This window comes from Pseudomonas sp. PvP100, assembly GCF_017833055.1.
In the GTDB taxonomy this organism is placed as follows: Bacteria; Pseudomonadota; Gammaproteobacteria; order Pseudomonadales; family Pseudomonadaceae; genus Aquipseudomonas; species Aquipseudomonas syringae.
Genome location: NZ_JAFIBO010000001.1, coordinates 4,297,538 through 4,318,110 on the forward strand (window position 1 = coordinate 4,297,538; position 20,573 = coordinate 4,318,110).

Below are 20,573 nucleotides of genomic sequence, written 5' to 3' on the forward strand. Positions count from 1 at the left end.
CCCCCTTGTAAGTCCAAAGGCATGTGGGTAGATCCCGTTCGATCTGGAAACCTATTCTCACCACACGCTAAAGCGCCCGCCTCCACCCTCCGAGGTGACGTTCCACTTAACCAGCCTTCTCTTTTCACTTAGCGCAAAGCTGAATTCAAGATAATTTTTTCTGCATGCCATGCTAAGCACTTAAAGTACGGCGCCTAGCGGACCTTTTTTCAAGATAATCTTTCAGATCGACTGAGATATTTCTCACATGCCTATGTTTACTCACCACGACCTTGAGCTTTTGAATCCGTCCTTCGACTCAGATCTCGTTGATGTGCTGAGCGAACTGGAGCATCTACGTCGCCTTAGGCTTGAAGGCGATACGCCACCGCAGGTGGCCGCGTCCTGAATCCTACGGCCGTGTTCTGCAATGATCGTGAGCGTTATTACGCCATGCTTGCTACGGCCGACAAAGGAACAAAAGAAGGGCTTGAGGCGTGGTGCACATACGTACTGGAGGGTATTCGTGATGAGGTTGAGAAGGTCGACCGCCTCACAGACTATGCGTATCTGACCAAATGCATCCTTGTCCCGGCTGTGGCGTTCGCACGTGAAAGAGAATGGATCACAGAAACAGAAGAGTCAGTGCTGTCTGCCGCAATCAAGCTGAAGATCGTAAAGTCTGCAGATGTAGCAAAAGTGCTGCCTCGACAGTCAAGCAATCAAAGAACTTACCTGATTAGAAAGCTAGTGGATCAAGGAATGCTTTTGCCCCTCAGCGCGGGTGCCAGGCAGTACACCATCGGATTTTCAAACAACTATCTGATCCGAGGAGTAATCAAGTCTCTCAGGGATCAGGGGTTCATACCTGAGCCACTGGAAAAGCCTTGATCATGGGTTGAAGGCCGCACGAGCGAAATTAGCCTCTCCGTGCGTTTGAGACTGGAAAATTCATAGCCACCACAAACCATAGAGCTGACGCAGAAGCGCGGGCAAGAGCGCCCCATGAGTACCCCCATCCCATTGAACTAACTCCCCCCGTCAACCCTCGAAGCCATACATTTGCTTCCACAAGGAAAATTCCGTGCTCAAGTTAACCGCCTCCGCCCTCATCCTCGCCGCCACTCTGGGTCTGGCTGCCTGCGACAGCAAATCCGAACAGAAGGCACAGGACGCTCAGGCGCATCAGGAGAAATCCCAGGAGAAGATGGAGTCTGCTCAGGACAAAGTGAACGAAGCGGCCAAAGAGAACACCGAAGCGGCCAAGGATAAAGCCGAGTCCAAGGAAGCGGCTGCCGAAGAGTCGAAGACCTTCGTGCCGACGTCCGAAGTGACCAATACCATTCAGCCTGAAAAAAAGTAAAACAGTGAAAACTCTTCACAAAGTTTTCACAGCGGCCGCGTCATTGTAGAGCTGCTCCCAAGTGTGAATCCTTAAGCCCGCTCCCCCATCGCGGGCTTTTCTTTGTCCGGAATTTGGCGGGCAAAGCCCTTTCAAGCAGATTCGATATCCACTCCCGACGCGCCGCTCTCGGTAAAAAATCGCAAAATTTCTGACGCCAAAAAATCACTTGCTTTATTTATAGGATTATTGCACTCATGCATTAACGCCACAGGTTCTGGTGTCGATAGCCTCATCACAGTAAGTCCGCAAATACACCAAGGGGCACGTTATGTTCGGAAATAAGAACAAAGCTGAGCTGACGGCCATGAAGGCCCAGGTAGATGGACTCAACGGACTGACAAGCGCGCTGGAAAAATCGATGGCGGTGGTCGAACTGAGCCTCGATGGCAAGATCCTGCGGGCCAACGATAACTTCCTCGCGGCGATGGGCTATCGGGCCGAAGAACTGACAACCAAGACGCATCGCGACTTTTGCGAACCGGAGATACTCCGCAGCCGCGAGTACGCAGACCTATGGGCGTCCCTGAAGGCCGGGAAATTTATCTCGGGCACCTTCAAGCGCGTCGGCAAGAATGGCCACAGCGTCTGGCTCGAAGCCAGCTACAACCCGGTAATCGATGCGCAGGGCAACGTAGTCAAGGTGGTCAAGTACGCTCTGGACGTCACCGCACGCGTGATGCTGGAGAACGAAACCAACAGCAAGCTCGCCGCTGTCGACCGGGCGATGGCTATCTGCGAATTCGAACCCAACGGCAATGTGATAACCGCCAACAACAACTTCCTGAACGTCATGGGTTATGCGCTGACCGAGATCAAGGGTAAGCACCATCGATCGTTCTGTGAGCCGACACTGGTCAACAGCCCGGAATACGCCGAGTTCTGGCGCAAACTGAACCACGGCGAGTTCATCGGTGACCAGTTCAAACGTATCGGCAAACATGGCCGGGTCGTCTGGCTGGAAGCAACCTATAACCCGGTTTTTGATGTCGATGGCAAACTCTACAAAATCGTCAAGTTCGCCAGCGACATTACCCAGCGCGTCGAAAAACAGGAAGCGGACGCGCATGGTGCGTCGCGCGCTTACCATATCTCCGCAGAAACCGAGAAAGTGGCCGAACAGGGAACCCTGGTCATTCAGGACACGGCGCGGGAGATGCGTCAGATCTCTGAAAACATCGGTGCATCGGCGAAGCTGGTGAGTCAGTTGGGCGATCGCTCCGAGCAGATCACCGCCATCGTCAACACAATTCGTGGCATTGCCGATCAGACCAACCTGCTGGCGCTCAACGCAGCCATCGAAGCGGCACGGGCGGGCGATCAGGGCCGCGGGTTTGCCGTGGTGGCCGACGAAGTCAGGCAACTGGCGGGACGTACCAGCGGCTCGACCACCGAAATTGCCGAAATGATTGGCAAGATCCTCGCCGAAACACGCGAAGCCGTGGCGAGCATGGACGCAACGCAGGAAGGAGCCATTCGCGGTGTGACGCTGGCAGACCAGGCCGGGCAGGTCATCGTGCAGATCCGCGATGGCGCAAGCGATGCGGTCGAAGCCGTCAGCATGTTCGCCAACCGCATGGATGAAGCCGAAGCGTTCGCAAAGCCGGGTAAGCGGTGACGCGCCGGTAATACCCCGCAAATCAAAAACCCGCACGTTGCGGGTTTTTTATCGACCGCTGATTACTGCACAAACCTTGGTTATCGGGCCCGTCTGCGCTTCAATAGCGCCCATTGCACCCCACGCCAGCCAAAGGACCGCTCATGGCCTCGCCAGACAAGCAGCAAAAACGTGCCAAGCGCGCAAAGATCAAGGCCAAGCAGAACCGCTCGGGCAAGGCTGCAACCAGCCTGGTTCATCCGGTGTTTGCCTCGGCGCTGGTCAACCAGCCGTTCGACGACGTCGAGCTCGACCTCAATACCTTCGACTTCAGCGACATTGTCGAGAACGGTTTTGACCCGGCCGACTACGACGACCTGTTCACGGCCATGAAGCAAGCGGAGGCCATCAGCCAGCTCGCGCTGTGCGTCGTCTTCCTGCAGTACCCGGTGCTGGCACTGGTGATTTCCGAAGAGGACGAAGACCCGGCCACGGACTTCATGATGGGCCTGCTGATCGTGTACCGCGCCATGTACCACGATGAAGACGAAGACAGCGCAATCGAGTGGATCGAAAGCCCTGCCTTCCAGAAGGATTACACGCTGGCGTCCGACCTGCTGATGAAGAGAGACACCAGAGCCGCACGCTGATGGAAGCTCGTGCCAATGCGTGGCATTGGCACGAACGTCATCCGCCCAAGGGCGCGATCAACCCAGCGCAGCAGCGCCTACGCGACCGGCCTTGCGGCGACGCGATACGATCAGGCCAGCGCTGATCACCAACAGGCTGAGCACGCCGGTGGCGATGATTTCGAGGCGATGCTCTTCCTGCAGCAGCATGATGGTCAGCACCGCGACGATGAACGCGATCACGGCCCAGGTCAGCCATGGGAACAACCACATCTTGAAGTCGATGGCCTCGCGCGCAGCAATGCGCTTCTGGCGCATACGCAGTTGCGACACTGCGATTACCAGGTACACCAGCAGTGCGATGGCACCGGAGCTGGCGAGCAGGAAATCAAACACAGCCGCAGGCGCGATGTAGTTGGCGAACACGGTCAGGAAAGCCGCCGCAGTCGACATGATCACCGCCCAGTGAGGCGTACCGCCCTTGCTGGTGCGTTTGGACAGCGCCGGAGCATCGCCGCGCTTGCCCAGCGAGAACAGCATGCGCGAAGCGGTGTACAGGGCCGAGTTCAGGCAACTGGTCACAGCGACCAGGACCACCAGGTCGACGATCAGCTTGGCGTTCGGAATGCCCATTGCATCGAGCACGGTCTGATACGAGCCCACTTCGGCCAGGCGCGGGTCGTTCCACGGCACCAGCGACACAACGATGAAGATCGAAACCAGATAGAACAGGAAGATCCGCCAGATCACCGAGTTGGTGGCCTTGGTGATCTGCTTGCCGGGGTTCTTGGACTCGGCCGCTGCGATGGTTACGATCTCGGTGCCCATGAACGAGAACATGGTGGTCAGCATTGCTGCCAGCACCGCGCCCATACCGTTTGGCAGGAAGCCGCCGGAGTCGAACAGATGGCTGACACCGCTGACGTTGCTGGTGGGTAGCAGACCGAAGATCGCCGCAACACCTAGCACCACGAAGGCGATAATCGCCACGACCTTGATCAGCGCAAACCAGAACTCGAATTCACCGTAGTTCTTCACGCTGAACAGGTTGGTCGCGGTCAGCAGCAAAGTGATGACCAGCGTGAACATCCAGATCGCGATGTCGGGGAACCAGGCGTGGAGGATGGTTGCAGCAGCGTTGGCCTCCAGCGGGATGACCAGCACCCAGAACCACCAGTACAGCCAGCCGATGGTGAACCCGGCCCAGTGACCGATAGCGCGATCGGCATAGGTTGAAAACGAACCAGTGTCCGGCGAGGCAACGGCCATTTCGGCCAGCATACGCATCACCAGCACCACCAGCGTACCCGCAGCGGCATACGCCAGCAGCACGGCAGGCCCGGCTTCGGCAATCGCGTGGCCGGAGCCGACGAACAACCCGGCGCCAATCACGCCAGCAATCGACAGCATCGTAATGTGTCGAGGTTTCAGCCCTTGTTCGAGCTCGGAAGAGTTAGCGGTACTGCTCATAAAACCACCTGTGCAAGACGAGCGAGGCACACCGGAGCGTTACGTAAAAAGAAACCTACGGTGCCGTTCTTTATATTTGACGCAAGAATTGCGCCAAAATATTTCGAAAACGACGTCGCTTAGAGAATACGAGGCCTGTGGCTTGACCCGTGAAGCATGCAAGACGATGGCTTTTATACGCAGTCTGTAGGATTTGTTACCAAACGCCTCAGATTCGTCTCTATGCACGCACCAAAAATGCCCCAAACCTTCTTCTAAGCGCGAACATGGTGCAGAAATCAGACCGCCGCTCAGCAAATGCTACTTCCAACACCCGGCCAAAGCTGGCAACATCGCGCCTTTTTCGCGCACGTCCCCGTTTTACAGGGCACCGTGCTTGCCTTCTTGCGACCGTCCGCTGCCCGGATGAGACAACCCGTCGAGCGCCTCCACGCTGGACACAATACGTCGATGGTTGTCCTTTAAACGCTGTGCTAGCTTGGCGTTCGCTGGCAGCCAGCGCGCACACTTCAATGAGGACCCCACATGGCCGAGGCCACGCCCGCCCTGGAAATCCGCAACCTGCACAAGCGCTACGATCAGCTGGAGGTGCTCAAAGGCATCTCGCTGACGGCTCGTGACGGCGACGTCATATCGATCCTCGGCTCCTCCGGTTCCGGCAAGTCCACTCTGCTGCGCTGCATCAACCTGCTGGAGAACCCGCATCAGGGCCAGATCCTGGTGGCCGGCGAAGAGTTGAAGCTCAAGGCTGCGCGCAACGGCGACCTGATTGCCGCCGATAACCGGCAGATCAATCGCCTGCGCAGCCAGATCGGCTTCGTGTTCCAGAATTTCAACCTGTGGCCGCACATGAGCGTGCTCGATAACATCATCGAAGCCCCGCGTCGCGTCCTGGGTCAGAGCAAGGCAGAGGCCATTGCGGTGGCTGAAGAGTTGCTGGCCAAGGTAGGTATCGCCGACAAGCGCCATGCCTACCCCGCACAACTTTCCGGCGGACAGCAGCAACGCGCCGCCATTGCGCGTACGCTGGCCATGCAACCAAAGGTTATCCTGTTCGACGAGCCGACCTCGGCCCTCGACCCGGAGATGGTTCAGGAAGTACTCGGCGTCATCCGCGCACTGGCTGAAGAAGGCCGGACCATGCTGCTGGTGACCCACGAAATGAATTTTGCACGTCAGGTATCAAGTGAAGTGGTGTTTTTGCATCAGGGAATGGTCGAAGAACAGGGCACACCGCAGCAAGTATTCGAAAACCCGCTGTCGGCAAGGTGCAAACAATTCATGTCGAGTCACCGCTAACGGAGCAACACCCATGCAGTCGTACAAAAAGATCTTGCTGATCGCAGCGGCCACTCTTGCCTTCAGCGGCAGTGCCTTTGCTGAAAAAATGAAAATGGGCATCGAAGGTGCTTACCCGCCGTTCAACAACAAGGACGCGAGTGGCCAGGTGGTGGGCTTCGACTATGAAATCGGCCAGGCCCTGTGCGCCAAGATGAAGGTCGAGTGCGAAGCGGTGACGTCCGACTGGGACGGCATCATCCCGGCGTTGATGGCCAGCAAGTTCGACTTCCTGATCTCGTCGCTGTCGATCACCGAAGAGCGCCAGCAGGTGGTCGATTTCACCAACCCGTATTACTCGAACAAGCTGCAATTCATCGCGCCGAAAACCTCCTCGATTGACGTATCGAGCATTGAAAAGGCCAAAGAGAGCCTTGCCGGCAAGTCGGTGGGTGCACAACGCTCGACACTGGCCGCCACCTGGCTGGAAGACAAGCTCGGGATCATGGACCCCAAACTCTATGACACTCAGGAAAACGCCTTCCTCGACCTGTCCTCCGGTCGCGTCGACGCCATGCTGGCCGACAAATACGTCAGCTTCGAGTGGCTGAAAAGCGAAGCAGGTCAGAACTTCGAGTTCAAGGGCGAGCCTGTCGTGGAAAACGACAAGATCGGCATCGCCGTGCGCAAGGGTGACGATGCCTTGCGCGAACGCCTGAACGTTGCCCTGAAAGAAATCATCGCTGACGGCACCTACAAGAAGATCAACGACAAGTATTTCCCTTTCAGCATCCTCTGATTCACCGACCGCGTCGCCGCTGCTTCCTGTTGAAGCGCGGCGACCGGCCCTGACAAAGCCTGCCCATGAACATTGATCTCCACGGATTCGGCCCGGCCCTTGCGGCTGGCGCGCTGATGACGGTCCAGCTTGCACTCTCGGCCCTGTGCCTGGGGCTGATACTCGGACTGCTCGGCGCCTTGGCCAAGACCTCGCCCTACAAGCCGCTGCAATGGCTGGGCAGTACCTACTCGACCCTGGTGCGCGGCATTCCAGAACTGCTTTGGGTGCTGCTGATTTACTTCGGCACCGTCAACGGCATGCGTGCCCTGGGCAAACTGTTCGACATTCCCGACCTGGCCCTGAGCGCCTTTGCTGCCGGGGTCATCGCCCTGGGCATTTGCTTTGGTGCCTACGCGACCGAAGTGTTTCGCGGCGCGATTCTGGCCATCCCCAAAGGCCATCGTGAAGCCGGGCTGGCGCTGGGCATGTCACGCTCGCGCATCCTCTTCAAACTGGTCCTGCCGCAGATGTGGCGCATCGCCCTGCCCGGCCTGGGCAACCTGTTCATGATTCTGATGAAAGACACCGCGCTGGTCTCGGTGATCGGCCTGGAAGAAATCATGCGCCACGCGCAGATCGCCGTGGGCTTCACCAAGCAAGCGTTCACCTTCTACATGGTCGCGGCCTTCATGTATCTGGGCCTGACCGTGCTGGCCATGGCCGGCATGTACTTCCTTGAAAAACGCGCCAGTCGCGGCTTTCTGAGGAGCGCGTCATGAACTGGGAAGTCATCATCAAGTGGCTGCCCCGCCTGGCGCAGGGCGCGACCCTGACCCTGGAGCTGGTGGCGATTGCTGTCATCGCCGGGCTGATCCTTGCCATCCCGATGGGCATCGCCCGCGCATCGCGTCACTGGCCGGTGCGCGCCCTGCCCTACGCCTACATCTTTTTCTTTCGCGGCACACCGCTGCTGGTGCAACTGTTTCTGGTCTATTACGGGCTGGCGCAGTTCGAGTCGGTACGCCAGAGTGCGTTGTGGCCGTACCTGCGCGACCCGTTCTGGTGTGCCGTGGTGACCATGACTCTGCACACCGCCGCCTACATCGCCGAGATCCTGCGTGGCGCCATGCAGGCGGTGCCGCCAGGCGAGGTCGAAGCGGCACGGGCGCTGGGCATGTCGAAATGGAAGGCGCTGTTCTACATCGTCCTGCCACGCGCAGCACGCATCGGCCTGCCGGCCTACAGCAACGAAGTGATCCTGATGCTCAAGGCCAGTGCGCTGGCCAGCACCGTCACCCTGCTGGAACTGACCGGCATGGCGCGCACGATCATCGCCCGCACCTACCTGCCGGTGGAAATCTTCTTCGCCGCCGGCATGTTCTACCTGGTCATGACCTTCGTGCTGGTGCAGGGCTTCCGGCTGCTGGAAAAACTATTGCGTGTAGACGCCAGCCAGGGTCGCTGATATGAAAGGTGCTGGCGTCGATCCAGCCAGCACCTTGCCCCACGAGGCCGCCACCATGCCCTCTGAACCTCCCTTGCAGGATGAACACCTCGACAGCCACTTCGGTGCGCTGGACAGCTTCCTGTTCGCGCATCAGGCCTTGTGGCGGCCCAAGCCGTTCACGCACCTGGCCCTGCCGTGGGAAGACAAATACCCGGACCTCGCGCACTGGCTGCGGCAACGCACGCTGGAACAGGGCGAGGCCGCGCACAACCACCCGGAACACCTCGACGCGCCCTTCCCGTTCAAGCAACTGGCCGCCGAAGCCGTCGCGCTGAGCCACGTCGTCGAACTGCCCGTGCACGCTCTGCAGCCGGTCGAGGCGCGCATGAGCGTCGATGTGCCAGGGCGCAAGTGGCAGCAAATCGAAGCCTTCGCCAGCCATCTGGACATGCGTGACAGCACAACTCACTGGCTGGACTGGTGCGCCGGCAAAGGCCATCTGGGGCGCCGCCTGACCGGGCCCGGCCAGCGTCTGACCTGTCTGGAGCACGACCCGGCGCTGATCGAAGCAGGCCTGGCCCTGAGCACGCGGCAAGGCATCGACGCCAGACATGTGCAGCAGGACGTCATGGCCGACGACACGTGGCGTTACCTGCAACCCGAACATACGCCTGTGGCGCTGCATGCCTGCGGCGACCTGCACATTCAGTTGATGGAGCTGGCCAGCCAGACGGGCTGTCGGCGTATGGCGATTGCACCGTGCTGCTATAACCGCACCCGGCACGACCTTTATCAGGCGCTATCCAGCGATGGCAAGGCGTCCGGCTTGAAGCTGTCGCGAGACGAGCTGGGTCTGCCGCTCAGTGAAACCGTGACGGCTGGCGCACGCGTACGCCGTCAACGCGACATCTCGATGGCCCGCCGCCTGGGCTTCGACCTGCTGCAGCGCCGCCTGCGCGGCATCGATGACTACTTGCCCACACCCTCGCTGCCGACATCCTGGCTGGATGCGTCCTACGCGGACTACTGCAACCATCTGGCAAAACTCAAGCATCTGCCTGCGCCGGGTCAGCAGGACTGGGCTGCTCTGGAAGCCGCTGGCTGGAAGAGACTGGCCGAAGTGCGCAACCTGGAACTGGTCCGCGATCTGTTTCGGCGTCCGCTGGAGATGTGGCTGGTGCTGGACAGGGCGATGTATGTGCGTGAGCAGGGTTACAGCGTGAGCGTTGGCACTTTCTGTGACAGCCGGATTACACCGCGCAACCTGCTGATTCTGGCTCGAAAATCGTGACCTAAATCGATTGAGCAACCTGTGGATAAGTCTGTTGATGAAAATGTGGATGAGTGCGTTAAAGCTTGGCGCGCCAGTTACTGAAGCCCCTTATTTTTTTCCGCAATCCTTCCCGTAACCCGCAAAAACAATGCCTTGCGGCTCAAGGCACCCGACTGCACATAATTACCCGGCTGCGCAAATCTTTATCAGCAAATTGTGCATAAAGATTTGGTAAAGGCTCTGGCGCAAGCGTTTTGCATGGCTCAATCGTGCACATGCAGGCGCTTGTGCACGAGCTGTCCGACGGAAAGATTTCAGACCTCTTCGACACACTCCAGCGAGCGCTCGACCATGACTTTGGCCATTTCCAGCATGTGCATGGAGGCGAACGCCAGATCGCGTTGCGAACCGGTCAGTTCATCGCCGAGTTCGTGAGCGGTGGCCGATGCGCAGCGCAGGAAATCCAGCGCGTGCACCAGGGTGGCTTCCAGGCTGATGAAGTCGAACTTGCTGTCGTGGGGTTCCTTGGCCGGTCGGGAGATTGGCAGGTAACACTCCATGGCGCGCTTGACCACAGCCTTGTCGAAGACCGGTGCGCTGCTGGATTGTTTGTTGGGCGGATCGGGGGTTACTTTGACCATGCTTAGCTCTCTCCTCAATGGAACTGCCACTGGGTCGCGACTAAACGAGTGAGGTGGCAGCTGTGCGAAGGTTAGTCGACCGGGAGCTAAGACCGGCGCACCCGAAGGTGCCCTCACGCACAGCCGCCATAGAGTGCAGGAAGAAGACCTGAACAAAACAGCGACGCGATACGCCTTAACTCAAATCCGGGCGACTAAACCCGATCGCTGATGGGCAGCGACGGGGCGGAGAGTAGAAGCCCAGACAGAGGGGCGCAAGCGGTCGGGGATTCTCTCGGAAATGTCCTTCAAAAGAAAGAGACGGTGCCTGCAAAAACGCGCCTGAAAGCGTTGCAAAAGGTGAGTTCACAGTACGACGCTTTGATTCTGGCCGAAGGCCGTAGGAGCGAACTTGTTCGCGAAGACTGAATACGCAGCGCCGCATTCCTGTCATGACTCACTACTAAAACTGATCATCCTTCAACCGCGCAAACGGCACACTGCGGTTCTGCAGCTTGCGCAACGTCAGCTTGTAGGCACTGGACTTGATCTGACTGCCCATCGGCGTCTCCTCCAGCAAAATCCTGCCCGAGGCAAAGGCGCAGCCCGTACTCATCATCTTGTACTTGAGCAGGTACAGCCCCGGGTCCATCTTGGCGAACGTAAACACCGCCCCGGCCGGCACAAACGCATGCCGAAACGCCCTGCGCCCTACCGCATCCGTGACCTTGGCATACACCGCCGACTCGCCAGCCGAGTTATCCACAGTGATCTGCGACCAGCCATTGTCCTTGAGCACCGGCATGTCCTTCACATAGCCCGCCTTGTCCGGCCACGGCGCGCCCATCGGATCTAGCGCCGGCACGCCACACTCGGACGCCGCAGCATCCACCGGCTTGGCTGGGCTCGCTACAGGCTCCTCGACCGGCGCGGCAGGCATGACAGGCGCGGGCTTGACCCACGTCTGCGCAACCGGTGCGGGCTCGGACGGCACAAACGACTTGCCTGCACCCGGGTCGTAACCCATCCACGCGCCACCCGCGCAGAACACCACAAACAACAGCGCCCAACGCCACGCACTGCGACGACGCCTGTCACGGGAAGGGGATCCAGAAGCATAGGAAGAAGACTTGGGCGCCGGCCCGGAACGAGCCGCCTGAGATGGCGCATTAGCAGTGGCTGCAGAAGTGGCCGCATACACATGCACCGCCTGCCCACGCGCTGCATGCGCCTGCTTGCGGCGCGCAGCGTCCATACGCGCCTTGTGCTCATTGGCAGCGAGCTGCGCGTCATAAGCCGCACGCCGCGAAGGGTCAGCCAGCACATCGTGAGACGCGTTGACGACGCCCATCATCTCCGAGGCGTAAGGATCTGGATTCCTGTCCGGGTGCAGCTTCTGCGCCAGCTTGCGATAAGCCTTCTTGATCTGCTCAGGAGAGGCATCGCGAGCGACACTCAGCAGCTCGTAATGCGTAGGCGTTCTCTGCATTGCACTTGCTGTCCATGGCTGACTGCCATTTTCGATACAGCTGTATCGGCCAAAAAGCCGGTAGCTCCAGTGCAAATCCGACGCAACAGCAACCAGCCCACAAGAAAATGCCCGAATCCAGAGGATCCGGGCATTTCTTGAAACATCGATGAAGCCTTCGTCGGCATCCAGACGCACATTCATGCGATTCAGACAGCCATCCTCAGCCCCACCCTGCGCAAAGCCAACAGGCCAGGCGCACCTGCAAATATCCTTCAACAACTCTTCAGCGAATGACCAGCCTGCGGCAAACAAAACCCCAAACCCGGTTACGATCCATCGCATCACTCATCAGATAGTCCTTTATCTGCATGGCTGAAAAGCTAACGACCCGTGCTGCTGACTCAGTAGCCTGGGCCGTTGAGAACAAGCCTATGCAAAGCCCTCCTGCCCCGCAACTGCCCAAAAATGGCGGGGTCGGATGGGTGCCTGTTCATACGCCAAATCGCCATCAACGCTGGACCCATTGGTTTGCGCGACCAGGTGAAAAATCCAGCGTTCTGTCAGGCACTAGCTGTGCGCACCAAAGGCAAAATCAACCCCCGAATTCAACGCCATCCGCCCTACCACGCAGACCAATCTGTCAAAACCGAAGGACACGTCCTGCACCACCACCCGCCCGCATCCGACCCGAGGCGCCAATGGTCGATTTTTTTCAACTGAATCAGACAGCTAGGCTTTACAAGCGCATCAGACTCTATATACTCGCAGCCCATTACGCCGGTATAGCTCAGTTGGTAGAGCAACTGACTTGTAATCAGTAGGTCCCGGGTTCGACTCCTGGTGCCGGCACCATATAAATCAAGGGCTTGCAGCGATGCAGGCCCTTGTTTTTTCCCCCAGACGTAATAAGCCACGTAACAAGGCCACCGGTCGAGCCTGCCTTACGTGCTCCCACGTCGAGATCCGACTGCAGCTACACACGCTCATGAACAGTAGCGTGAGACGCTGGCCAACCGCTCGGTAAGGGGTCCCTCTCTCAAAATTCGAGGGGGGTCAGAAAAAGATAATATTAGTAATATGACTCGCGAAAAATGGCTGCAGCCCTTGTAAACCGTGGCTTCCAGCGTTTTCGAGCAAAGGTAATATTTAAGCGATACGAAAGCGATATTATTACCTTTTACTAAAGCTATATTTTCATTTCCTAAAACCCAATGAATCCGGGGGTTTCAGGGAAATATTACCTTTCATATCGCTTCATATTACCTTCCGATGTAATACGCAGAGTCCAGTAAAACCGTGGCCTTCAGCCCAAATTCATGTGCGTATCGCTCATATCGCTATTTTTTTGACCCCAACCCATTAATCAGAACGAATTCCCGTACACCAGTCACGTTTCGCTGGGCTGCCCTAACGATCATTATCATAAACACCTTCGCTTACCTGTTGGCTGCGGTGACATCGTCTGATCGAAGGGACTGCAACCTTAGCTAGCTTGCGCCTCCCAAGTGCGTCTACGTGCTTCCAATTTCAGTTCCATAATGCCACTATCCATCTATAACGTGGAAGCCACTAGAAAACATGGATTGAACAATGGTAAACATTCTTAGGACCCTAAGTGTTAGGACGCTCGATCAGGCTTATAATTTTCAAACATCAGATGAATTTCACCAATTTATAGATCGCGAATTTCTTTCTTGGGATTGGATTAAAGACCTGGCTGCTCCTTACGCGACCGGAGAGTATTTCTTAAGACTCATAACCAACCCTTTAGAGAAGGCTGTACAAGAATTCAACTCAGACAGTTCAACTACTCGCCATTATATTATGAACTCTTACATATCCTCCGACGGGGAGCTTGGGAGGGTTGCATTAGAAATAAAAAAGGCACACGGAGCAATTGTAGGCTTCATGTTCTTACTCGTATGCCATCCAGAACTTGCAGATAACTTAAAATCCTACCCCTCTTTGGATATATTCTTTAGAAATGAAGACTTTCATTATGAACGGAGTCTAGCACTACACCTTTATTTCGAATCAATTAATGCTAGTAAAATTACCACCCGGCGACGCAATGAAGCGCGAGAAGACGAGATCACTAAATTCAGACGTGCTCATGAAGAAGCGATTAACAATGCATCCTCAAAACTAGAAACTGCGCTTTTAGCGATGGAATCTGCGCGCACTGAGCAAGTAGAGCAAACTCGCACTGCTTTACTTAAAAATAAGCGACGCGCACAGCTGTACCGAGCACTACTTAACAAAACCGCAAAGTCAGGGCATGAAAGCGTTAAGCAATCCCAGAACTCATTACAGATTGCGCGCGAAGACTTGATAACTGCCCAAAATACCTACCATGCTCAGATCGACCTAAAAGCATCAGTTCAGTACTGGAACGATGAAATGATCCGACACAGTAAAACAGCGGTAATATGGCTATGCGCAGTTGTATTTACGACGGCGCTTACCTTTAGCGCGCCTGTTTTTTACTACCACATGGGAGGAATCACTTCTATATCTCGCTTGAACAGTGCGGAAACTGTAGGTAACGACGACGCTAAGGTAGCGAAAACTCAAGCTACTAATGACTCTACCCCCCCAGCAGTAAAGGTAGATACAACTGTCAATCAAAAAGACACTCAGAATCCCGAGTTTTCGCCAATTGTTTCCCACATTGCCGACTTAACTGGTGCCGCACTGCTTATAGCACTCCTGTCAATCTTTATCAGGTTGAGCCTTCGCCAGTTCAACACTCATTCTTATCTGAAGCATGAGTCTGCCGAACGACTTGTAATGACCAAAACGTACCTAGCTTTATCACACGAAGGAAAAATGCACGCGGATTCCGACAGAAAACTTGTTCTAGAAGCTTTATTTCGTGCAACTCAGTCGAACGGTGTGCCAGAGACATCCGTCTCCACTCCGATTGAATTGGTTATCAAAGCGGTCACGGAAAGCAAGCCCTCTCGGGACTAACTTTGGTTAGCATTCAAAGAACTACGATTATGTGCGTAACAAGTTAGGCGCTAATCAAAGTAACTCTTTCTCGAAGCTTGGCGTCTGAGACGCCAAGACTAAATCATAATATTGAGTCTTCAGAACAACCTTCCAAGCAGGGACGGTTCCCAGTTTGTAATGACTAGCTCGTCACTTACATCAGTTTTCCCGGTCCGCTGGTTTGTATTGCTATAGCGGATAGTGAGGCTCTCTAAATGGAAGCCCTTGAACACCTCACGGATATCAGGATGGTTATTGACACTGACCATCACCTTCCCTTTGCACCGACGCATAAATTCAGCCATTCGCTCGTAGTTCTCAAACGCAAAGTCCACTCCATATCCTGCGGTCTGCCAGTAAGGCGGATCCATGTAGTGGAACGTATGGCTGCGGTCGTATCGCTCAGCACAGTCCAGCCAGGGAAGATTTTCGACGTACGTACCAGACAGCCGCTGTCAGGCTGCGGATAGATTCTCTTCGATACGCAGAAGGTTGATTGCCGGTGCAGTAGTTGTCGTGCCGAACGATTGTCCAGAGACCTTGCCGGCGAATGCGTGATGCTGCAGATAGAAAAAACGCGCTGCTCGCTGTATGTCCGTGAGCGTGTCAGGCCGGGTCATTTTTTGCCACTCGAAGATCTGGCGTGAACTGAGCGCCCATTTGAATTGGCGCACAAACTCTTCGAGGTGATTTTGCACTACCCGGTACAAAGTCACCAGGTCACCGTTGATGTCATTGAGGACCTCCACAGGCGCACCTTGCGGCCTCATGAAGTAGAGTGCGGCACCTCCCGCGAAGACCTCGACGTAGCATTCGTGCGGCGGGAACAGCGGAATCAGGCGATCAGCAAGACGACGCTTTCCACCCATCCAAGGGATGATGGGTGAAGACATAAAACAGACCTTTTACTGTATGGATAAACAGTATTTGATCATGCTCGAATTGTGCACCCACCGATGTGATTTTGTGCAAAACCCGCCACCTAGGAACACAGCCTCTCAGCCCAGCTTAGAAGGGGCTGCGGCCTTAGCAGCTTTTGAAACGCTAGCTCGAAACAGTCGCACATCTCGCCGATTCAGAATTAAAAATACGCCATAATCTTCCTTTTTATTTTTTTGACTCAGCGGGGCCAGGGATCTGAGCGAACAGAGACACTTCGCCACATCGTTCTCCCGTGCACGTCCAGTGCTGCATTGGTTGTCAAATCCTTGCATTCAGTACAGCTTGCGATCTTCGCCGAAAGCCCCCGGACTGCGGCGGTTACAGCCTTGTTTGCACACCTCTAAGATTTGCAAAAAAACGTACGCGAAGCCCGTCGGCGGGAGGGGGATAAGTGCTTTTTCAGCAGTTTTTTTATGTAGCGAACGCTTTTGGATACAAAGCTAGACTGATGCCCAATTGACATTATCTGAGTTGACTGGCGTACTGGCAGAAACCACATGGATGGGGAGATCAAATATGGTCGTATTTGTCGCGGGTGTACATGGAGTGGGGAAGACATACCTGTGTGAACGATTCGCCGCAAACGCTGGCATTAGGCACTCAAGTGCCAGTGCTCTGATAAAAGAAGAGCGACGGTCAGCAAATTGGGAATCTAATAAACTAGTTTCCGACATCGACTCAAACCAAATAGCCTTGGCCGCCGCGGTCGAGCGAGTCACCGCTGATTCAAAAAAACTACTGCTTGACGGCCACTTTGTTCTGAAAAATTCAGACGGTGGGCTGATTGCAGTCCATCAGGACACGTTTAAGGACCTAAGCCTTTCAGCAGTACTCTTAATTGAGGCAGACGCTGAAACGGTACGGGAACGTCTTCTATCTAGAGACTCCAATACTTCAGCTGGCGATATAGAAAAATTTCAGCGTTTAGAGAAAGAAAGAGCTATTTTCGTAAGCGAACTTTTGAACTTACAACTTACAACCTTACACAAACCTTCACAGCAAGAATTTGACAACCACCTAAACACTATATTTTCAACATATTAATACCAGGGCTACGACGATGGAACTCGTACAAAAAAAGTTTAAGCACGTAAATCTACAGGACCCGTTTTTTGCCTCGCTAATCGGCGACTACAAAGAGTTTTCCGAGTGGTTTGCAAGAAAAGCGGACGATAAAGCTTACGTATTCGAAGACGAACACAATAACGTTAACGGCTTTCTATATCTGAAAGCTGAAGAAGGCACAATTGATGATGTCACACCTAAACTGCCTAATAAGAAACGCCTGAAAGTAGGCACCATGAAAATTAATGCTCGCGGCACCAAACTAGGCGAGCGTTTCATAAAGAAGATATTCGACCATGCGCTCCACCACAAAGTAAGCGAGATTTACGTTACGGTATTCCCAAACCATGAAATCCTCATTTCTTTATTTGCCAAATATGGATTCGGCAAGGCTGCGGAAAAGCACACTCAAAATGGAACAGAGCTTGTATTAGTAAAAGACTTGAGTAAACTTCAGGACTCACTTTTGAAATCATATCCGCTAGCCAACATGCAAAACCAGAACTTCTACCTACTTTCTATTAATCCTCAATGGCACACGCGACTGCTTCCAGATTCGATTTTGAAGAATGAAGACTCTGACATAATTGAAGACATTTCGCATGCCAATAGCATTCACAAAGTTTATCTTGCGGCGATGAACGGTCTGGAGAATTTGCGACCTGGTGATATCCTTGTAATTTATAGGACTACCGATAATGCTGGCCCGGCTCACTACCGGTCTGTGGCGACATCCGTGGGTGTCGTTGAAGAGTACAGGTCGATCCGCTCCTTCACTTCACGAGAGGAGTTCATGAGGTATTGCCAGCCGTATAGTGTTTTTACTGATGAAGAGCTTGATCGTTTTTGGATCCGTAAAAACTTTCCTCACGTCTTCCGCTTTACGTATAATGCTGCTTTCAAACGCCGAGTAACTCGTGGCGAGATGATCGAGCAACACGGTCTGGATGCGAATGCCTACTGGGGATTCATGCCACTTACTCGGAATCAGTTTAATTCAATCGCACAGGCGGGCCAGATGGATGAAAGTATTATTATCAATTAAGCCTGAATATGCGGAAAAAATTTTGCAAGGTGAAAAACGATTTGAGTTTAGAAAATCGGTTTTCAAGAATCCCGAAGTAAGGACAGTGGTTATCTACGCGACCATGCCTATCGGAAAAATCATAGGAGAATTTGACTTCGATGAAGTCCTATCAGATGACCCTAAAGAAATTTGGTCACTGACATCAAAATTCTCAGGCATCACAAAGAAATTCTTTAACGAATATTTTGACGGAAGAAAGTTGGCCCACGCCATAAAAGTAAGTGAAGTTCGCCGATATGAAACGCCGCTGAGCCTGAAGTCTCTGGTTCCCAGCGGAGCTGCACCACAGTCCTTCTGCTACATAAAATAAGGGCGAGGTCATCTCGCCTAGCCGTCGCCCCTCTAAAAAACCCGCTTTCATGCGGGTTTTTTATTTTATCGACTAATGAGAAAAAGCTCAGACATTGAGGCGTAATAAGTTCTAACTCATTACGAATTCATCGAGCCACTTCGGCTATCTAATAACAGAAGGCTCTACATCGCCACTGAATAGTCAGAGATAATAATCCTCACGACTAAAGTGCTAACCTTCACAGAGTCACTGCCCTTAACTCTGCCGATAACAGACCCGCTTTTGCAGCCTCGGTGACGAAGGCTGCTGCCTGGTTGGGCACAGGCGACGAAGCATGGTTATGCGAGGCTACCTCAGTGGCCAACTGCTGGACCAGATCGAGCGTGTCACATAGCACCCGGAAAATATTCACCCCTTCGGATCCGACATGGATTTTCGGCGCGACCATGCTTTGACTGATAACGGCCACACTTTTGCGCAGACCTTGGATCCTCTCCTGCATGTCGCCACCCACCGTGGCGTTGTGCTTTTGGCCGACCGCCAGGTTCAGATCGCGCCCGGTCGCCTGGTGCAAGTCGTCCACTGCCGCCAGGCTCGCGGATCCGCCTGACAGCAGCTTGAGCGCTCCCAGAGCCTCGATCTTCTTCACGCCACCCACTGACTCGGTCGAATGATCGTCCACCGTCCTGGTGTGGCTCTGGAAGCTTTCGGTGTTCGTCATGGCGTCGACCTCGCGCTCGATCGCCTGGTCCTGGATTTTGCCGTCGGTCTTGCGCAGCCAGTTACCGTCCGCGTCGACGCGCTGCTGCACGGCGTCGCTGTGCTGCCACATCTGGTCGCCTTTTGGAACCTTCCGCAGTGTCAGGCCGTGCGGCAGGATGGTCTGGATGTAGGGCTTGTGCGGCAGGCCATAAGCGAAGCACACCGCCACGCTGGTGCCCTCCTCCGGAAAGACAAAGAAACCCATCTCATCGCCACCCACTGGCATGGGCAGCGGCACACCGCCAGTACCGGCAACGTCGTGTCGAGCTCGCCATCGGGGCCCATAACCTGCAGGTCGACCGAGAAGCGCGGCAAGTGATAGCCGCCAGTGAGTTCAGGGAATTGCCGCTCTACGCTGCACTTGACTGCGTCGTCCATTTGATAGCCATCTGCGTGCCGGCCAACGCCACGTTCGTGATCCGCTCGCCCTAGTTAATTGATACGCTCTTGTATGGCCGTGACCATTGCGCTCTGGCTGCCCTTGTACCTGTGCCGTCTGCGGAGCATTGGGACCATCACCCTGACCGATGCTCTTGAACAGGCTGAAAAGGTTGTGACCACCGGCGCAAAGGTAGCCGGGACAACATTGTCCGCTGGACGCAACGTCTGCGCGCCGCTTGGGACAGGGCAAAGGCCTACCGGGCGAAAGTGCGGGCCAGCAAATCAACGGTGGTGCAGATGCGTCCCGATCGGCGATACATCATCATGGCCAGCCACGGTGGTCCACTGCGCAAATCCAGCCTGTACACTGCTGCATGGCAGAGGTTCATCAACTCGGCTATCGAGAACGACACCCTAACGCAGAGCAGTGGTTTGGACTGCATGACCTCAAGCGTCGGGGGTATTACCGACACAGCCGGCAAGCGAGCGGACAAGCAAGAGACCAGCGGCCACCGGGACGGGGCCATAATGGACATATATGACCTCAGCGTGCCTCTGGTCAATGCCTCACGCACATAGCCGAGACGTCAGAGTTCGACATGAAACGTTTTGGCAAGGCGCCGCCGTAAGGGTGGCCCAAGTGCGCAGGCGAATGGCCACGATCCACTTTTCATCGTGACGACTGACCAGAAACTCACGCAACGCACCGCCCTCAAGCATGACATGCAGTGCTTCTTCATGGATGCCCGCGCGCATCAGAGAATTTCCGCATCTATTAGCACCTCCTCACTTTCGTGTCCGAGAAAGTTTCACCATAGAATTCTGCGGTTATAGCGAGAGACTGCTTAGGGTTTCGCACCTGCCAACTGCGCAAGCTTGACTAAGGCCACCTCGACGGCCGGATCAGTGATGCCCAGAGCCGCCAGAGTCGCGGCCGGATCGGACGTCAGTGGTGCCAGGGCTTGCAGGGTAGTAAACGCCACAGTAATCGCCGGCTCGCCGTGCTCGTCGAAAAATGCCATTCCATTACTCATGCGTGCTGTTCCTTTTCAATAGGTGTGCGTGCGCCTGACGCCAGGCACACCTAGCAAGGTAGACCAGAA

16 protein-coding genes, 1 tRNA gene and 4 pseudogenes are annotated in these 20,573 nt (G+C 55.1%); 15 read left to right on the plus strand and 6 right to left on the minus strand.

What is annotated here, in order from left to right; genetic code table 11:
* The first annotated feature begins 247 nt into the window (after positions 1–247).
* The 4 genes and pseudogenes from JOE39_RS18450 (at position 248) to JOE39_RS18465 (ending at position 3,628) form a co-directional block, all read left to right on the plus strand.
* Positions 248–870, plus strand: a pseudogene (locus tag JOE39_RS18450) (cell filamentation protein Fic).
* 193 nt (positions 871–1,063) lie between these two features.
* On the plus strand, positions 1,064–1,342 hold the full coding sequence (locus tag JOE39_RS18455; RefSeq protein ID WP_003318312.1) for a lipoprotein: 279 nt from the start codon (positions 1,064–1,066) through the stop codon (positions 1,340–1,342).
* 310 nt (positions 1,343–1,652) lie between these two features.
* On the plus strand, positions 1,653–2,999 hold the full coding sequence (locus JOE39_RS26485) for a PAS domain-containing methyl-accepting chemotaxis protein (RefSeq protein ID WP_096133500.1): 1,347 nt from the start codon (positions 1,653–1,655) through the stop codon (positions 2,997–2,999).
* Positions 3,000–3,142: 143 nt separating this feature from the next.
* Positions 3,143–3,628: a hypothetical protein gene (locus JOE39_RS18465; RefSeq protein WP_003342242.1), complete on the plus strand. Its 486-nt coding sequence runs from the start codon at positions 3,143–3,145 to the stop codon at positions 3,626–3,628.
* A 57-nt stretch (positions 3,629–3,685) separates the two neighbouring features.
* Here JOE39_RS18465 and gabP read toward each other — a convergent pair whose 3' ends face one another.
* Positions 3,686–5,077 carry a GABA permease gene (gabP, locus tag JOE39_RS18470; protein WP_016569264.1) on the minus strand — a complete coding sequence of 464 codons (1,392 nt, stop codon included), beginning with the start codon at positions 5,075–5,077 and terminating at the stop codon, positions 3,686–3,688.
* Positions 5,078–5,602: 525 nt separating this feature from the next.
* Between gabP and JOE39_RS18475 the strand changes: the two genes are divergently transcribed.
* From JOE39_RS18475 to JOE39_RS18495, 5 genes are all read left to right on the plus strand, one after another.
* Positions 5,603–6,376 (plus strand): ABC transporter ATP-binding protein, encoded by a 774-nt coding sequence (locus JOE39_RS18475; RefSeq protein WP_003318317.1) that lies wholly within the window; start codon positions 5,603–5,605, stop codon positions 6,374–6,376.
* A 13-nt stretch (positions 6,377–6,389) separates the two neighbouring features.
* Positions 6,390–7,154, plus strand: a complete 765-nt coding sequence (locus JOE39_RS18480) for an ABC transporter substrate-binding protein (RefSeq protein WP_003318318.1) — start codon at positions 6,390–6,392, stop codon at positions 7,152–7,154.
* Between the two features lie 65 nt (positions 7,155–7,219).
* On the plus strand, positions 7,220–7,915 hold the full coding sequence (locus JOE39_RS18485) for an ABC transporter permease (RefSeq protein ID WP_003318319.1): 696 nt from the start codon (positions 7,220–7,222) through the stop codon (positions 7,913–7,915).
* Entirely contained in the window at positions 7,912–8,601 is a 690-nt protein-coding gene (locus JOE39_RS18490; RefSeq protein ID WP_003318320.1) for an ABC transporter permease, read from the plus strand. The genes JOE39_RS18485 and JOE39_RS18490 overlap by 4 nt, the downstream gene beginning before the upstream one ends.
* Position 8,602: 1 nt before the next feature.
* Positions 8,603–9,874 (plus strand): methyltransferase, encoded by a 1,272-nt coding sequence (locus JOE39_RS18495; protein WP_210078510.1) that lies wholly within the window; start codon positions 8,603–8,605, stop codon positions 9,872–9,874.
* A 296-nt stretch (positions 9,875–10,170) separates the two neighbouring features.
* Here JOE39_RS18495 and JOE39_RS18500 read toward each other — a convergent pair whose 3' ends face one another.
* Entirely contained in the window at positions 10,171–10,497 is a 327-nt protein-coding gene (locus JOE39_RS18500; RefSeq protein ID WP_003318323.1) for a hypothetical protein, read from the minus strand.
* 442 nt (positions 10,498–10,939) lie between these two features.
* Positions 10,940–11,965: a J domain-containing protein gene (locus tag JOE39_RS18505; protein WP_210078509.1), complete on the minus strand. Its 1,026-nt coding sequence runs from the start codon at positions 11,963–11,965 to the stop codon at positions 10,940–10,942.
* A gap of 758 nt (positions 11,966–12,723) precedes the next feature.
* On the opposite strand from JOE39_RS18505, the gene JOE39_RS18510 reads away from it, so the two are divergent.
* A tRNA-Thr gene (locus tag JOE39_RS18510) sits at positions 12,724–12,799 on the plus strand.
* A gap of 738 nt (positions 12,800–13,537) precedes the next feature.
* Positions 13,538–14,920, plus strand: coding sequence for a hypothetical protein (locus JOE39_RS18515; protein ID WP_210078508.1), 1,383 nt, complete (start codon positions 13,538–13,540; stop codon positions 14,918–14,920).
* 119 nt (positions 14,921–15,039) lie between these two features.
* Here the strand turns inward: JOE39_RS18515 and JOE39_RS18520 are convergent.
* A pseudogene (locus JOE39_RS18520) lies at positions 15,040–15,834 on the minus strand (DNA adenine methylase).
* A 565-nt stretch (positions 15,835–16,399) separates the two neighbouring features.
* Here JOE39_RS18520 and JOE39_RS18525 point away from each other — a divergent pair.
* Genes JOE39_RS18525 through JOE39_RS18535 form a run of 3 tightly spaced genes read left to right on the plus strand, consistent with a single transcriptional unit; the run spans position 16,400 to position 18,345 of the window.
* Entirely contained in the window at positions 16,400–16,927 is a 528-nt protein-coding gene (locus tag JOE39_RS18525; RefSeq protein ID WP_210078507.1) for an ATP-binding protein, read from the plus strand.
* Between the two features lie 16 nt (positions 16,928–16,943).
* A complete protein-coding gene (locus JOE39_RS18530) occupies positions 16,944–17,993 on the plus strand; it encodes an N-acetyltransferase (RefSeq protein WP_210078505.1) in 1,050 nt (349 codons plus the stop codon).
* Positions 17,971–18,345, plus strand: coding sequence for an ASCH domain-containing protein (locus JOE39_RS18535; protein ID WP_210078503.1), 375 nt, complete (start codon positions 17,971–17,973; stop codon positions 18,343–18,345). Before JOE39_RS18530 ends, JOE39_RS18535 begins: the two co-directional genes overlap by 23 nt.
* A 220-nt stretch (positions 18,346–18,565) precedes the next feature.
* On the opposite strand, the pseudogene JOE39_RS18540 reads toward JOE39_RS18535, so the two are convergent.
* Positions 18,566–19,467: pseudogene (locus JOE39_RS18540) on the minus strand (hypothetical protein).
* 85 nt (positions 19,468–19,552) lie between these two features.
* On the opposite strand from JOE39_RS18540, the pseudogene JOE39_RS26390 reads away from it, so the two are divergent.
* A pseudogene (locus tag JOE39_RS26390) lies at positions 19,553–20,049 on the plus strand (integrase); the annotation flags it as partial.
* Between the two features lie 266 nt (positions 20,050–20,315).
* Here JOE39_RS26390 and JOE39_RS18545 read toward each other — a convergent pair.
* Entirely contained in the window at positions 20,316–20,504 is a 189-nt protein-coding gene (locus JOE39_RS18545) for a hypothetical protein (protein WP_210078501.1), read from the minus strand.
* Positions 20,505–20,573: the final 69 nt, after the last annotated feature.

What these genes read in the sequence shown, in the direction of transcription:
- JOE39_RS26485 (WP_096133500.1), top strand. Translation starts at nt 1,653, where the DNA reads ATGTTCGGAAATAAGAACAAAGCTGAGCTGACGGCCATGAAGGCCCAG.
- JOE39_RS18465 (WP_003342242.1), top strand. Translation starts at nt 3,143, where the DNA reads ATGGCCTCGCCAGACAAGCAGCAAAAACGTGCCAAGCGCGCAAAGATC.
- gabP (WP_016569264.1), bottom strand. Translation starts at nt 5,077, where the DNA reads ATGAGCAGTACCGCTAACTCTTCCGAGCTCGAACAAGGGCTGAAACCT.
- JOE39_RS18475 (WP_003318317.1), top strand. Translation starts at nt 5,603, where the DNA reads ATGGCCGAGGCCACGCCCGCCCTGGAAATCCGCAACCTGCACAAGCGC.
- JOE39_RS18480 (WP_003318318.1), top strand. Translation starts at nt 6,390, where the DNA reads ATGCAGTCGTACAAAAAGATCTTGCTGATCGCAGCGGCCACTCTTGCC.
- JOE39_RS18485 (WP_003318319.1), top strand. Translation starts at nt 7,220, where the DNA reads ATGAACATTGATCTCCACGGATTCGGCCCGGCCCTTGCGGCTGGCGCG.
- JOE39_RS18490 (WP_003318320.1), top strand. Translation starts at nt 7,912, where the DNA reads ATGAACTGGGAAGTCATCATCAAGTGGCTGCCCCGCCTGGCGCAGGGC.
- JOE39_RS18495 (WP_210078510.1), top strand. Translation starts at nt 8,603, where the DNA reads ATGAAAGGTGCTGGCGTCGATCCAGCCAGCACCTTGCCCCACGAGGCC.
- JOE39_RS18500 (WP_003318323.1), bottom strand. Translation starts at nt 10,497, where the DNA reads ATGGTCAAAGTAACCCCCGATCCGCCCAACAAACAATCCAGCAGCGCA.
- JOE39_RS18505 (WP_210078509.1), bottom strand. Translation starts at nt 11,965, where the DNA reads ATGCAGAGAACGCCTACGCATTACGAGCTGCTGAGTGTCGCTCGCGAT.
- JOE39_RS18515 (WP_210078508.1), top strand. Translation starts at nt 13,538, where the DNA reads ATGGTAAACATTCTTAGGACCCTAAGTGTTAGGACGCTCGATCAGGCT.
- JOE39_RS18525 (WP_210078507.1), top strand. Translation starts at nt 16,400, where the DNA reads ATGGTCGTATTTGTCGCGGGTGTACATGGAGTGGGGAAGACATACCTG.
- JOE39_RS18530 (WP_210078505.1), top strand. Translation starts at nt 16,944, where the DNA reads ATGGAACTCGTACAAAAAAAGTTTAAGCACGTAAATCTACAGGACCCG.
- JOE39_RS18535 (WP_210078503.1), top strand. Translation starts at nt 17,971, where the DNA reads ATGAAAGTATTATTATCAATTAAGCCTGAATATGCGGAAAAAATTTTG.
- JOE39_RS18545 (WP_210078501.1), bottom strand. Translation starts at nt 20,504, where the DNA reads ATGAGTAATGGAATGGCATTTTTCGACGAGCACGGCGAGCCGGCGATT.